Consider the following 14,374-nt stretch of genomic DNA (forward strand, 5'->3'; position numbering starts at 1 on the left):
CCCAGAGCCAAGCACTTAATGGTACTCTTACCCTGTCCAACTACAACGGCAGCAACATCAGTTGCAAGGGCGGCAGCAACGGGTCGATTTGTAAGCACCCCCTGAAACAGGTGCAGGTGGAAGTAGAACCACCTAAACTTGATCAGGATGAGAAAGAGCAGATTCACCGAGACGCAGATCATTGCGATGCTGCGCGAGCATGAGGCAGGCAAGAAGGTCTCGGACGTGTGCCGGGAACATGGCGTGAGCCAGCCGACGTTCTACCAGTGGAAGGCCAAGTACAGCGGCCTGGACGCCAACCAGCTCAAGGAGTTCAAGGAGCTGAAGGCCAAGTATGCGCGCCTTGAGAAGATGTACACCGAGGCCCAGATGGACCGCCAGGTGCTCAAGGAGATCATCGAGGGAAAGTTGTAGGCCCGGACGACAAACGAGAGGTCGTGCGCCGACTGGTCGAACAGCGCCAGTACAGCGAACGCCGGGCCTGCAAGCTGTTGAACTTGAGTGCGAGCGTGTATCGCTATGCGCCCAAGGAGAAGAACGATGCGGAAGTGATCGAGCACATGATGCGAGTGGTGGATCAGAACCCCACATGGGGGTTCGGTCTGACCTTCGACCAGATGGTCACTGAGGGGACCGGGGCCAACCACAAGCGGGTGCACAGGCTCTACAAGGAGGCGGACCTGCACTTGCGCAGGCGTACGAAGCGCCGGGTGCCCGAGCGGGTGAAGGACCCGATCGTGCTGCCCATCGGCCCGAACATCACTTGGAGCATGGACTTCATGAGCGATGCGCTGGTGACCGGTCGCAAGTACCGCACTTTCAACGTGATCGATGACTTCAACCGGGAAGCCTTGTGCATAGCGGTCGACACCTCTCTGCCTGCTGCACGCGTGATCCGTGAGCTGGACCAGCTGATCGCCTGGCGTGGTAAGCCCGAACGCCTTCGCATGGACAATGGCCCGGAGTTCATCGCACACGCCATGCAGGAATGGGCCACATCCAACGGGATCGCCTTCACCTACATCCAGCCGGGCATGCCCATGCAGAACGGCTTGGTCGAGCGCTTCAACAAAACGTACCGGACCGAAGTGCTCAATGCGTGGATCTTCGAACGCCTGGACCAAGTACGCACCATCACGCAAGAGTGGATGTGGCGCTATAACAACCAGCGCCCGCACAGGTCGTTGCTGCGCTTATCGCCCCGTGCGTTCCTGTTGAAATGTGGACAACTCCCTGCCCACTACACAGGCTCACGCGCGGACTTCCCCACAGTTCAACAGGACATCCACAACACCACCACACTCAAAAGTACCTTTACAAACCGCTGCGCCTAAAATGGGGGTGCTTACAATGCCTTCACGCTGTCGTGGAACACCACAATGGCGCCGGGGCCGGCATGCTTCAGCACGTTGCCGAGCGCGGGCACCGAAGAGTCCCGGTCCGAAACGGCACCGGCGGCGCCCTAACTTTACCGGACCAATACAACGGACCATGGATAGCGGTGCGATCAAACTGGAGTTGCTTGAGCGCTTGGCCAGTATCAGGGATGAGGCCATCATTCAGCAAATGGCGGCCATGCTCAAGAAGGCGTTCCCTCAGGTGATGGAAGAGGGCCCTGATTTCACCGATGAGGAGATCGCGGAGTTGGACCAACAACGCGCCGACCACCTGAGCGGAAAGTCGAAGTCGTACACGGCAGAGGAATCCATCCGCATGATCCGCGAGGGGTTCAAAGGATGAGCTATGAACTCCGGATCAAAGCAGTGGCCATACGGCAAGCCGCAGAGGCCTATGCGTACTACCAACGCCAAGTCCCAGGACTTGGGGAGCGTTTTATCGCAGCACTGATCGACGGCTATGAGACCCTGCGCTCCAACCCGTCATTCCAAGTGCGCAAAGCGCCTTACCGCTATTGGAAGCTGCGCAAGTTCCCTTACCGCCTGATCTATGAGGTACAGGACAACACGGTAGTGGTTTACCAAGTACGGCACGTGAAGCGAAGGGCGCATCCCAAGTACGGGCCTTAGTGTGTGGACTTGAAGCGCCGCTCCAAGGGCGTGGCGGCTAGCAACAACTTCACGACGCGCGGCGCAGGGTGTGCTCCCGTTCAGCAGCAAAGGCCAGGCATGCACGGCTATCCTGCTCGGTCAACTGCGGGAAATCCTCCATGATCCGCGCGTTGCTCATGCCAGCGGCCAACCAACCGATCACGTCGTAAACCGCGATGCGCGTAAAGCGCACGCACGGCTTGCCGAAGCGGCGCTCCGGGGCGATGGTTATTGATCCCGATACTCCATGCGTGCGGAGATAGGCCCCTGCCAACCCTATGGCTAACCCCCTATCGCCTTGAACCCATACCCCTCCTTCCCAAAGTGCTCCAGCACCGCAGGCAGCGCCACCTGCAGGCGCGGCCATGCCTTCACACTGTCATGGAACACCACGATGGCGCCGGGGCCGGCATGCTTCAGCACGTTGCGGGTGGCGCGGGCGCCGTCGATGCGCGTATCGAAATCGCCGCTTAGGACGCCCCACATCACCACGGTGTAGTGGTCGCGCAGGGCGCGCGCTTGGGCGGGCATCAAGCGGCCGTAGGGCGGGCGGAAGAGCTCCGTGCCGGTGAGCTTCTGGCAGCGCTCCACGCTCCCTAAGTAGGTGGGAGTCGCGGTGTCGCGACCGTTGCAGTGGTCCCACGTGTGGTTGCCGATGACATGGCCTTCGGCCTTCACGCGCTGGAACAGTTGTGGGTTCGCCTCGATGTTCTTGCCGATGCAGAAGAAGGTGGCCTTGGCGTCGTGCGCCTTCAGCTGATCCAGCACCCACGGCGTGGCCTCGGGCACGGGCCCATCATCGAAAGTGAGGTACAGGGCCTTCTCCTCCGCGGGCATACGCCACAGCCGGCTCCCGAGCAGCAGTCTCGCAAGGCGGGGGGTCCGTGCGAGGTACATGCGGCTCCGGGGTCATTAAACCGCAAAGAGCGCAAAGGACGCCAAGGAAAACACGCCGTCCTTGGCGCTACATCCCACCAAGGCGCTCTTTGCGTTCTCTGCGTTCTTTGCGGTAAAGCACACCCGCATGCTCACAGCTTGATCTTCGACGTGGGACGTGGCGCCTGCTGTTGCTGGTTCAGGTCCAGGTTGGCGGGCAGGCCGTTCTTCACGTTGTAGTCGGCGTTCACCTCGGTCATTCGGGCCTTCAGCTTCTCCAGCAGGGCGGCATCGTTGCCGAAGCGCTCCACGTTGTCCACCAGACGGTCCATCACGGCGCGCGTGATCATCGTTTCCTGGCCGAGCTGGTCGTAATGCGACTGGTCGAGCGAGAGCTGCCACTGCATGTTCTCGTCCATGATGGCGAAGAGGCGCTCGGCGAGCTTGTTCGCCTTGTCCGCTGCACCAGCATCGTAGTAGCCTTCGATGAGCGGCAGGATCACACGGTCGTAGGGCACGTTGCGCTCGGGCATATGCTCGAAGGCCATGTCCAGCACCTTGATGGCTTCAGCCTTGCGCCCCTCGGTGGTCAGGGCATCGGCCAGCGCGCTCATCTGCATCCGCATGTTCATGGTCATGCGCAGGATATTCTCGTCCAAGTAGATCGGATCCTCGGTGTCCATGTTGCCCCAGCGGAACAGGTCGAGGTTCTTCAGCATGATGTCCGTGCCCACATGGCCGTACTGGCCCGGCGTGGTATTCCTGTGCTGGATGGGCACCACACGGTAAGTGAGGCCCTCCAGGCGGAACCACTCCTGCATGTTGATGTAGCTGTCCGGGCCGGTGGTGACGGCGAAGTACACCGGGCGTTCCCAATTGTTGTTGGCCAGTAGGTCCAGCACCATCAAGTGGTTCTTGTAAAGGGCCTGCTTACCAACGGTCCACACCATGGCATCGGCAATGCGCGCACTGTCGGCCACGCTCACGGTGCCGTTGGTGATCACCTTGGCGCTGTCCACCGGAACGCTGAAGCGATTGGTGGGGAAGTAGGCGTACTTGTCGCCGCCCTGCCCTTGCATGTTATCGTCGTTGGCCACGAAGGCCATGGCCTTGCGCAGGTCCATGGTCTGCGGGTTCTTGCGGTCGCGCGGCAACAGGTACACGGCATCGCGGGTGCCCTGGCGGTATTTCTCCGGCGCCATCTTGAACGGCACGGGGTCGCTCTCATAGGCTTTGCGGCGCATCTGGTCGATGTACCAATCGGTGTTGAGCAGGCTCAGGTTCACCACGCGCACATCGGTGCGGATGCCTTCGACCTCCTGGGCGTACCACAGCGGGAAGGTGTCGTTATCCCCGTTGGTGAAGAGGATGGCGTTGGGCGCGCAGCTGTTCAGGTAGTTGCTGGCCACATCGCGCGCCGGCATGCGCTTGGCGCGGTTGTGGTCGTCCCATTCAACGCTCAGCATCTGCAGCGGCACCAGCACGCACAGCAGCGTGGCCAGTGTCGCCACCACCGTGTCGTTCTTCATCACCATGCCCATGCCGTGGAAGAGCAGTGCAGCACCGCCACCCACGCCAGTGATCCATAACAAGCTGTAGCTGCCGCTGTGGTCGCCTCCGGTGACACTTTCCGCCAAGTACTTCAGCACCACCAACGCCAGGCCTGCGCCAACGGCATAGAGCAGCTCCATGCGTTTGATGGTGCGCGCCGCGTCGAAGAGCGCATACACGCCCAGGCCGATCCAGATGGCGAAGGCGTAGAAGGAACCCACGTAGGCGTAGTCCCGCTCGCGCGGCTGCATGGGCGTCTGGTTCAGGTAGATGACGATGGCCAGGCCGGTGAAGAAGAACAGCAGCAGTACCACCGTCCAGTCGCGGATGTTGCGCGTGAGCTGGTACACCAGACCGATGAGACCAAGGATGAGCGGCAGGAAGAAGAGCTTGTTGTAGGCCTTGTTGTTCTTCATGCTGCTGGGCAGGGTGCTCTGCTCGCCCAGTCGTTGTTCGTCAACAAAGTCGAGGCCGCTGAGCCAGTTTCCTTCGGTGATGCCGCCGCTGGTGCCCTGGATGTCGTTCTGCCTTCCGGCGAAGTTCCAGAGGAAGTAGCGCCAGTACATCCAGTTCACCTGGTAGTCCATGAAAAACCGGACGTTCTCGCCCTGTCCGGGCTTGTAGATCATGCGGGTTTCCTCCGTGCGTGGATCGCGGAAGCGCACACCGTTCGCTTGCATATCGGCGATGCGCTCGCGGGCGTGTTCGATCAGTTCGCGGTTGCCGCTCGCCTTCGCCTCGGCCAGTTTCGCTTCCAACTCCTCCATGTCGGGGAAGTCGGCCCAACTGCGGTAGTCGCCCACGTGGTTGCCACTGGGGCTGTACATGCGCGGGAAGAACATGGTGAACTCCTGCTCATAGGCCGGTTCGCTGTTCTTGCGTTCGTCGGTCACCTCATAGACGTGCTCCACGGTGAGGCCCGGGTTCTCCTGCAGGTAGTGGTCGGCGCTCCAGCCGTCGTAGAAGCGCTTCACGGTGCGGGTGCCCTTCTTCACCAACCAGGTGGCGGTGCGCACCGGTGTGCCATCGCCCCAGCGGTTCTGCGGCGCCATGGGGCTTTCCCAGAACTGGCCGAAGAGCAGTGGCCGGTCGCCGTACTGCTCGCGGTTGAGGTAGCTGACCAGGTTGAAGACGTTCTCCGGGTTGTTCTCGTCGATCGGCGGGTTGGCATGGCTGCGCACCACCGTCATGGCGTAGCTCGTGTAGCCCAGTAGGATCACGCTGATGCCAAGTATGATGGTGTTTGCTACCACCCGGCCACGCTTCTGCGTGAACCACAGGCCCCAAACGATGAGACCCACCACCAGTACCCCGTAAACGATGTTGCCGGTGTTGAACGGTAGGCCGAAATCGTTGACAAAGCGCAGCTCGAACCAACCGGCCACCTTGGCCACGCCCGGTATGATGATGGCCTGGATGGCCCCCAAGATCACCGCGCCGATGAGCATGGTGATGAGGAAGCCCTTCCACGTAGGTGTGTAGCGCCGGAAGTAGTACACCAGCACAATGCACGGGATCACGAGCAAACCCAGCAGCTGCACGCCGATGCTGAGGCCCAGCAGGTAGCAGATGAGGATGAGCCAGCGCGTGTGGTGGGGCTGATCGGCCTCGCTTTCCCACTTGAGGATGGCCCAGAACACCGCGGCCGTGAACAGCGAGGACATGGAGTACACCTCCGCCTCCACCGCACTGAACCAGAACGAATCACTGAACGTGTAGGCCAGGGCGCCCACAATACCGCTGCCCATCACGGCGATGAGCTTGCCGGTGCTCCAATCCTCGTCGCCCTTACGCACCGCCAGCTTGTACGCCAGGTGAGTAATGGTCCAGAAGAGGAACAGGATGGTGAACGAGCTGCACAGCGCGCTTAGGATGTTGATGGTCATCGGCACATCCTCCGGGCTGGCGAACGCACTGAAGATCCGTGCGATCATCATGAACAGGGGCGCCCCCGGAGGGTGGCCCACCTCCAGCTTGTTGGCCGTGGCCAGGAACTCGCCGCAATCCCAGAAACTGGCCGTCGGCTCGATGGTGGCTACATAGACATAGGTGGCCACCAGCCAGACGAGCCAGCCGGTGATGATGTTGATCCTCTTGAACTGCATGCTTCCGCTGGATACCGCTGCGGATAGGGGTTCCGGCAGGGGCGGCCGAAGATAGCCGCCGCCCCTAACGGGCTACAGCAGCCATTGGCGCCAAGACTTGTCAATCCGCAACGGTTCTCTCGTCATCCCAACGGATGTTTCAGATGCACCGTCATCCCGGCACCAACCGCTCTCCCGTCATCCCGAGGAGTCCCCGACGAGGGATCCCGCCCTAGCCCCTTGGCAAAGACCGCCGTTGCCGGGTTCTTGCTATACCTAACATCGCGCGGGATCCCTCCTGCGTCGGGATGGCGAGAGATCTGTTGTGTACCCACATCGTCGGAATGCCGGAACGTCTATTTTCGCCCCCGCTTTCGGGGAAACCCGATGGTCATTGACCGATGGTGTAACTGGCAACACGTCTGATTTTGGTTCAGAAGAGTCCAGGTTCGAGCCCTGGTCGGTCAACTGGAAACGACAAAGCCCCACAAGGGGCTTTGTCAATTTATGACCGACCGACAAAGGGCGAGAAGCCTGTCCCGAAGCCTTGCGAGGGAAGCCCTGGTCGGTCAACAAGGAAGCCCCGCGAAAGCGGGGTTTTTTGTTGACCGACTGCGGAACTTACCCGTCGCTCGGTCAACGCTTTACTCGTCCCCCTTGGAAAGGGGTTGGGGGATGACACCCGCCGGATCCTGCTTGAGCAACCTGCACATCACCGCGTATTCGGCTGGCATTTTCTCTTTGAAGGCTACGGCCTGCTCGAAGAAGTACTCCACGGCACAGGCGAAGTACTCGGCCTCGTTGGTTCCTGCATAACGCCGGAAGAGGCGGCTCTCGCCGGCGCTGATCATGGCCATTTCTGTGTGGGCCATCCGGTTCCAGTCGTTCAGGGCCTGCACATCGAAGTAGTCGTCCTCTTCGTTGGGTATGGCATGTTCCAGCCAGAGCGCGTGCGCGAATTCGTGCAGTCCCAAGTGGATCGCATCGGTGTGATCGGCATCGCCTTCGGTGAAGTGCTTCCAAGAAAGCATGATCGTTCCGCGGCGCAAGTATGTAGCGCCTTTGAACTTCGCTCCGGACCGCCTGTCGTGGAAAGCATCGGGATGAATGACGATGTTGCCGAAGTGGATCAGTAGCAGGTCGCCCAGGCCGTAGGTCACTTGCACCGCAATGGCCGAAACGCGCACCCGCATCTCCCGCGTCAAGCGCACGTCCTTCCCCACCCAGTGCTTGTCATAGATGAACTCCTTCACGCGCCGCGCGAACTCCTCACGGTCCTTCTCGCTCAGTCGGCCGTAGTACCTCGACCATTGCTCCAGCAGCACCCTGTCCTTCTCCGCAATGGGCAAGGCCGTGTGCGCCAAGATGCCGATGGCACCGACGAGCTCACCGAAGAACAAATACAGGAAACCCACAACGAGGGCCAGAAGACCGACCACAGCGATACCGACCACCACCTGTTCCATGCGCCGGTCAAAAATGGTGGTTGCACTGGATGCCCACCGATACGTTTGCTGCGATGCACGAACCAGCCACCACCGAACTGTACGACGGTCTCACCACCCGCCCGGCCACGTTCACTTGGCTCTCGCCCACCATCATGGAAGTGCGCGCCGGCAACGAGGCTCACCAATGGAACGTGCGCGACAAGCAGTTCAGCTGGGATGCCGGGGAACACCACCTGCGGCTTACCCACGGGGTACGCTCCCTCATCGTGAAGGAGCCAACGGCGCAGCGCCTGCTCATCGCGCATTTGAAGCAGCACAGCCGGGGCAGCAAAACGAGCGGCGCCACCCCCATTCTGCTCAGCCGCGCGGCGCTCATGTTCCTGCTCTTCATCGGTGCACTGGTCGCGGCTTACATCTGGCTGATGCCCATAGTGGCCGAGTGGTTGGCCATGCGCCTGCCGCGCTCGGTGGACGACCAGCTCGGAGAGGCGTCCTGGGCCTCGATGGAGCCCACCATGGAATTCGACACGGCGCGCACGGCACGGCTGCAACGCTTCGGTGATGCGCTGGCCATCAGTCCGGACCACGCACTGAAATACCACGTGGTGAACGATGCCCAGGTGAACGCTTTTGCGCTGCCGGGCGGGCACATCGTGGTGTACACCGGCTTGCTCAACGAACTGGACAGCGCCGCCGAACTGGCCGCGCTGCTGGCGCACGAGGGCACGCATGTGCAGGAGCGCCACACCACACGCACCATGGTGCGGCAGTTCGCCAGTTCGTTCTTCATCTCGCTCATCGTGGGCGATGCCGGCGCTCTCGGAGACATCGCGGCGGCCAAGGGCGACGAGCTGCGCGGCCTCAGCTACTCGCGCGACCTGGAGCAGGAAGCGGACGATATCGGTATGCAACGCATGCACGCCAACGGCGTTGATCCGCACGGCATGATCGATCTGCTCAACGAACTCAAGGGCGCGCACGGGTCGGATGCGGAACCTCCCGCCTTCCTCAGCAGCCACCCGCTCACTGACGATCGCATCGGGAATGCCACGGCTCGCAGCGCAGCACTGGGCCAGCCCACCAAGCCGAACGCGGTGTTGGAGGGGTTGTTCGCGGCGCTGATGGTGAAGTGATCAGCTCTTGTTATCGTCCGTGAAGTGCTTCCGCTCCTTCGGCTGCGCGAACTTCTGCGTGTTGAACTGCGTGCTGGCGTTGCGCGGTATGCTCAAGGTGGTCCATCCATCGCCGGCAAATGCGCGAGCGAGCAGAACGATCTGGCCAACGTCGTAGGCGTAGTGCGCCAGCTGGCGGTGCAGCGCTTCTTCCACCGTGTGGCCTTCGTTGCGGATGTACACCGTATGCGACAGGTCGGCCTCGGTGAGCGGCTCCACCGCTGAGAAAAAGCAGGCCCAGCCGCTTTCCCAATCCTTCAAGAGTGCTGCGCGGTCCTGACCAGCGTCCTCGAACTCACTGTCGCGGTCGCGCCAGGGTTTCTCGCCGTCGCTGGTGAGGAAGTCCGTGAAGCGCGAGCGCATGTTGCCCGCCATGTGCCGCACGATGATGGCGATGCTGTTGCCCTCGTTCACCAGCAAGCGGTGCAGGTCCGCATCGCCCACTTGGGCCATGGCTTTGTCGCCGAGCTGTTTGTAGTATTTGAAGAGCGGGAAAAGAGCGATCATGTGTTCATGTGGCCATGTGTCCATGGTCGAATGGACACATGGCCACATGGAACAATGGATCGTGACCCCACCAGGAATCGAACCTGGATCAAAAGTTTAGGAAACTTCTATTCTATCCGTTGAACTATGGGGTCGGTGCAGCCTGCGCCAATGCGCCCGGGCCATGCGGGCCCTGCCTTCGGCAAGCGGGCGCGAAAGTAACCGGCACGGTCACCCCGTTCAGCGCAGCACCTCGAACCGGGCCTTGCCGAGTACCACGCCGTTAGCACCACGCCCCACCAAGGTGTAGAACCCGTCGGCCAATCCGGTCACGTCCAAGCTTACTTCAAAACCACCGTTCACTGCGGTTGTGTTGCGAAGCACAACGCGGCCTGTTGCGTCCTGGACTTCGAGCAGAGCGGTAGTGCCTGAGTTCGACTTGCCACATACGGTCAGCACGTCGTTCGTCGGCACCGGGAAGGCGGTCAGCACGCCCAAGGCAGCCTCGTGCTCGGCCACGTTCACAACCGCCGTTCCACGTGCGAATGCATAATGGCCCTTCCGCAGGTTGTTCATGATGAAACTACCAAGGCCGTCCGTGGCATTGCCGACCTGCGGATCCACATCGGGATAGATCTCCCACGGATCTTGGGCCGTTGCGCGCCACACCAGGATCGCGTCGCTTTCGGTACTGCCGTACAGGTCGAAGTCGAGGTCCGTCGACGCATTGGCATCGTAGTACAAGCGTCCGCGCAGCACCGTTCCCGCCGGCCAGATGCCGTCCACGATCCAATAGTGCGTGTTGGAAAGTTCGTCCACGCCCCACCAGAGGTTGTCGGCATCGGGCGCGCTCCAGATGTGCTCCACGCGGAACAACGCCGAGTCCACCAGCGCATCATCGTACAAGCGGAATTCCGTGCGCGGCATGATGCTCGTGAAGTTGCCGTCCGGCGGGATCGTGAACTCGTGGTCCATGCGCGCCTGGTTCAAGCGGTTGTGACCATTGAGGATGGCCATCACCGGTTCGAAGTCGCACATCACGCTAGCACTGCTGAACTCCGCATCGCCCGTGATCTTGAACTCCTGCCGCTGCCAGTTGGCGCCCACGAGCGTGAGATCGAGCGGCACCTGCGCGTGGAATGCAGCGGTGCCACGCAGCTTCTGGCGCAGTTGCAACTGAACGTTCCATTGGTTGCCGCTCGGCGTGGCGTCCATATCGTCCACCACGAACGCCGCGAAGCCCGGTGCAAACACCCACGCATCGAAGAACGGATCGAGGTTGAGACCGGTGCCCGCTTCGAGCGTGTCGCGGAACTGCTGCGGGGTCATGTCGCCCCAGGCCAGTTGCTGTTGCACGTACTGGAGGCCAACACGGAAGAGCGAGTCGCCCATGTAACCGCGCAGGTTGTGCATTACGGCAGCGCCCTTGTAATAGGTATGCCGCCCATAGATGTGCTCATCAGGCATGGGGCTCATGGGCCAGAAGCCCTGGTCTTGCAAGTGCGCCTGTTCCAGCACGAAAAGCTGGTTGTCCTTCACCACGTCAACGAAAGCCTCTTCGCCATAGAGCCATTCCTCGAAGAGGTGACTGGCGTACTCGGCCGGTCCTTCCTTCAACCACATGTCGTTGTGCACGTGCGGCGCCACCACATCGCCGAACCAGTGGTGGCCCAGTTCGTGACTGTAGAGACCGCGGTTATCGAAGGCGCTCTGCCCGGTCATGATTTGCGGATAGGCGATGTTGGTGGGGATCTCCAGTGCACCATCGGTGGTGAGGGCATAACCCACGCGCGGGAAGGCATGCGGTCCGTACCAATGCTCCAGCGCGTCTATGGCTCCGCCGATATCCGAGAGCTTGCCCACCAACGCGTTGAGCTGTGGGGCTTTTGCGGACAATCGGACCGGCACAGGGCCGAACGCACCGTTGTGCACGAGATCCGAATCGTTGTATGCCGCAACAGCCACAGCGCTCAGGTGAGTGGGTATGTTGTGCGCGAAGTCGAAGGTGCGGACCACGGTATCACCACCGAGCAGCGTTTCGTTCACCATGTCGCCCATGCAATGGGCAGTGCGGCCCCCAGCGCTCTTCACGGTGTAGGTGTATGTAGCGCGTTCCACGAAACTATCGAAGCACGGGTACCACACCTTGCCGAAGTTGGGCGGTATGGTGCTGAGCCCGATGCCGAGATTGTAGATGTAATCCGCTTCGAAATAGAAACCGCCCCACTCGGGATCGCGGTGCGGCGAGCCGTGGTAGTGGACGGTGAGCTGGTAATTGGTGCCGAGTTGAGCGGGCTGTGTGAAGTCAACACGCAGGAACTGGTTGTCGTACGTGAAAGTCATCGGACCATTCCCGTCCGTCACGCTGTCAACGACCAACTGGAACAGGTCGAACCGGATGAAGGTCTGGTTGGACATCAACGGTGTGAACGTGACGGTGGTGCTCGCCTTGATCTGCTCGCCGCTGTAGTCCGTCACATCCAGGTTGATATCGTAGTGCAGGATGTCGAACGTGTCGCTGCGCGCGATCGTCTCGTCGATCTGGTTCTTCTCCTGCGCACTGGGCGTGTGCTTGTGGTTGCCGAGGTTGCGCCAATGGTGGCAGCCGTACTGGTAGGGCTGGGCCGACACTGCGGTCAGGAGCGTGAACGCTGGCAGGATGAGCAGTAGGCGCATGGTAGAGGCTTTACGGGTGGCCAAGCTACACGACCGGTCCGGCCAGTACGCCGTGGGGATAGCAACCGTGGCAGGGACCCCAGCGTCATTCCAACACGGACCTCCGTAGATTGGAGCGTTCCAAACATCCTTGGCCATGAAAACACGCCTGATCCTCCCACTGGCCACGATCCTCATGATGGCAGCCGAACACGGTTCGGCCCAGAACATCGGCATCAACGTCAATGGCGCGGCACCTGACGCCAGTGCACTTCTGGACATCGATGCGACCGCTCTACCCGCAGCGAACAAGAAAGGGCTGCTAGTGCCTCGCGTTGCGTTGACGGCCACCAACGTTGCTGCACCAGTGGTTGCCCCGGCGCCCTCGTTGTTGGTCTACAACACCAACACCGCCGGTGTGGTGCCAACGAACGTTACGCCCGGTTACTACTACTGGGATGGTGCGTGGGTCCGCTTTGCCACCACTGGCCAGTTGGGCTGGGGCCTGACGGGCAATGCAGGGACAGTGGCCGGCACCAACTTCATCGGAACCACCGATGCGGTTGATTGGGTGATCAAGACCGGAGGTTCGGCGGCAACGAACGAACGCGCAAGGGTCCTCTCCGGTGGCCAGACCGTCGTGAACAATACCGGGCTTGGCACCAATACGAACGATGTGTTCTCGGTGTACTCTAACGCGACCACGAACGGCGCGACCGCGAACATTTCCGCGTTGGGTGCAAGGGCTATCAACGGTTACGCATCAGGCACCGGTGTCGGTGTGTTCGGGACCAATAGCGGTAACGCTGCGACCACCTTCGGCATGCTGGCCACCGCCCCTGCCACCACCGGGACGGCCAACGCACTGCGCGCCGAAGCAGCCGCACCGAACAGCAGCGCCGTGATCGGCATTGCCAACACCAGTGCAGCGGCCATCCCCACCGCTACCACCACCCGGGCCGTCCTTGGCCAAGTGAACGGGACGATCGCAGGGACCGGAGTGGGCATCGGTGTGTTGGGCGCCATCAACGCCACCATGACGACCGGCGATGCCCGCGGTGTGCAAGGGCAATCACCATCGGCGCTGGGCATCGGCGTTTTCGGTGTCAGCACATCCGCTGCTGTGACCAATAATCCCATTGGTGTGCTGGGTGGTGCATCGAGCAATACGGGGTTCGGTATGGATGCATACAACACCGGAGCAACCGGCACGGCGCTGATCGCGGAAGGCAACAACATCGGTGGTTTCTTCCTTACAGGTGGAAGTGGTGTGGCAAGCACGGGATCAGGAGTTGGCTTGTTCTCCCTGGCCACCACCGTGGCTTCCGGCACCGGCGTGCTCGGCGTGGGCAACAACACAGGGGCTTTTGGGACCTTGGTAGCGGGCAGCGGACTTGCGGGCACTGGTACCTCGTTCGGGGTTTATGGTGTGGCCACGAGCAATGCGGTCGGAGCGGCAGGTGCGCCCGCACGAGCTGGCGGTTACTTCGTGAGCGGGACGGGTGGAACGCAATCCTTCACCTATGTGGCCTGCTACGAAGGTGGTGGTGTACCCAGAAAGGTGATGGGCAATGGCACCGTGAACACAGTGGTGAAGAACACCTCGGGGCAGCAAGTGCTGCTTTCGGCCCCCGAAGCCCCCGAGAACCTGTTCCAGGATTACGGTCAAGGCATGCTGGTCAATGGCAGGGCGCATGTGGATCTCGATCCGACGCTGGCGCGGAACATCCTGGTGAACGAACAACATCCTCTGCGGGCCTTCGTGCAATTGCGTGGGGACTGCAACGGCGTTTTCGTGACGAACGAAACGGCCACCGGCTTCGATGTGATTGAGTTGAACGGCGGCACGAGCAACGTGGGATTCAATTGGACGGTGACGGCGAACCGCGCGAACGAGGTACTGCCCGACGGCACGGTGTGGAACTATGCCGAGGAACGTTTCCCGGTCACGCAAGGGGCGCAGGAAACAAAGGCCGTTGGTGTGGCGCAACGCAACGTGGCGGAACGGCCCACGGCGGTACGCGATGTGAACGCGGTAAGCGTGCCCTGACCTG

12 protein-coding genes and 2 tRNA genes are annotated in these 14,374 nt (G+C 61.3%); 7 read left to right on the forward strand and 7 right to left on the reverse strand.

The annotated features are described in order from the left end of the window. The first annotated feature begins 147 nt into the window (after positions 1–147). From IPJ76_06620 to IPJ76_06635, 4 genes are all read left to right on the forward strand, one after another. Positions 148–414: a transposase gene (locus IPJ76_06620; GenBank protein ID QQR87893.1), complete on the forward strand. Its 267-nt coding sequence runs from the start codon at positions 148–150 to the stop codon at positions 412–414. Between the two features lie 23 nt (positions 415–437). After that, on the forward strand, positions 438–1,334 hold the full coding sequence (locus IPJ76_06625) for an IS3 family transposase (protein ID QQR87894.1): 897 nt from the start codon (positions 438–440) through the stop codon (positions 1,332–1,334). Positions 1,335–1,491: 157 nt separating this feature from the next. Continuing rightward, on the forward strand, positions 1,492–1,740 hold the full coding sequence (locus tag IPJ76_06630; protein QQR87895.1) for a hypothetical protein: 249 nt from the start codon (positions 1,492–1,494) through the stop codon (positions 1,738–1,740). Further along, positions 1,737–2,027, forward strand: coding sequence for a type II toxin-antitoxin system RelE/ParE family toxin (locus tag IPJ76_06635; GenBank protein ID QQR87896.1), 291 nt, complete (start codon positions 1,737–1,739; stop codon positions 2,025–2,027). The genes IPJ76_06630 and IPJ76_06635 overlap by 4 nt, the downstream gene beginning before the upstream one ends. 49 nt (positions 2,028–2,076) lie before the next feature. Here IPJ76_06635 and IPJ76_06640 read toward each other — a convergent pair whose 3' ends face one another. From IPJ76_06640 to IPJ76_06650, 3 genes are all read right to left on the reverse strand, one after another. Beyond that, positions 2,077–2,415 carry a DUF433 domain-containing protein gene (locus IPJ76_06640; GenBank protein ID QQR87897.1) on the reverse strand — a complete coding sequence of 113 codons (339 nt, stop codon included), beginning with the start codon at positions 2,413–2,415 and terminating at the stop codon, positions 2,077–2,079. Then, complete coding sequence (locus tag IPJ76_06645) at positions 2,331–2,945, reverse strand: polysaccharide deacetylase family protein (protein QQR87898.1); 615 nt, start codon at positions 2,943–2,945, stop codon at positions 2,331–2,333. Before IPJ76_06645 ends, IPJ76_06640 begins: the two co-directional genes overlap by 85 nt. Positions 2,946–3,076: 131 nt before the next feature. Further along, complete coding sequence (locus tag IPJ76_06650) at positions 3,077–6,580, reverse strand: DUF2723 domain-containing protein (GenBank protein ID QQR87899.1); 3,504 nt, start codon at positions 6,578–6,580, stop codon at positions 3,077–3,079. A 374-nt stretch (positions 6,581–6,954) separates the two neighbouring features. Here IPJ76_06650 and IPJ76_06655 point away from each other — a divergent pair. Beyond that, a tRNA-Gln gene (locus IPJ76_06655) sits at positions 6,955–7,027 on the forward strand. A 176-nt stretch (positions 7,028–7,203) separates the two neighbouring features. On the opposite strand, the gene IPJ76_06660 is transcribed toward IPJ76_06655, so the two are convergent. Next, a complete protein-coding gene (locus IPJ76_06660) occupies positions 7,204–8,025 on the reverse strand; it encodes a zinc-dependent peptidase (protein QQR87900.1) in 822 nt (273 codons plus the stop codon). Between the two features lie 53 nt (positions 8,026–8,078). Between IPJ76_06660 and IPJ76_06665 the strand changes: the two genes are divergently transcribed. Next, a complete protein-coding gene (locus IPJ76_06665) occupies positions 8,079–9,140 on the forward strand; it encodes a M48 family metallopeptidase (protein ID QQR87901.1) in 1,062 nt (353 codons plus the stop codon). Here the strand turns inward: IPJ76_06665 and IPJ76_06670 are convergent, their stop codons facing one another. The 3 genes from IPJ76_06670 to IPJ76_06680 all read right to left on the reverse strand — a co-directional run bounded on the left by IPJ76_06670 (position 9,141) and on the right by IPJ76_06680 (position 12,341). Further along, complete coding sequence (locus IPJ76_06670; GenBank protein ID QQR87902.1) at positions 9,141–9,710, reverse strand: DUF1572 family protein; 570 nt, start codon at positions 9,708–9,710, stop codon at positions 9,141–9,143. Between the two features lie 38 nt (positions 9,711–9,748). Then, positions 9,749–9,820 (reverse strand) — tRNA-Arg (locus tag IPJ76_06675). A gap of 85 nt (positions 9,821–9,905) precedes the next feature. Continuing rightward, a complete protein-coding gene (locus tag IPJ76_06680; protein ID QQR87903.1) occupies positions 9,906–12,341 on the reverse strand; it encodes a hypothetical protein in 2,436 nt (811 codons plus the stop codon). 136 nt (positions 12,342–12,477) lie between these two features. On the opposite strand from IPJ76_06680, the gene IPJ76_06685 reads away from it, so the two are divergent. Continuing rightward, positions 12,478–14,370: a hypothetical protein gene (locus tag IPJ76_06685; GenBank protein ID QQR87904.1), complete on the forward strand. Its 1,893-nt coding sequence runs from the start codon at positions 12,478–12,480 to the stop codon at positions 14,368–14,370. Positions 14,371–14,374: the final 4 nt, after the last annotated feature.

This window comes from Flavobacteriales bacterium, assembly GCA_016699575.1.
In the GTDB taxonomy this organism is placed as follows: domain Bacteria; phylum Bacteroidota; class Bacteroidia; order Flavobacteriales_F; family PHOS-HE28; genus PHOS-HE28.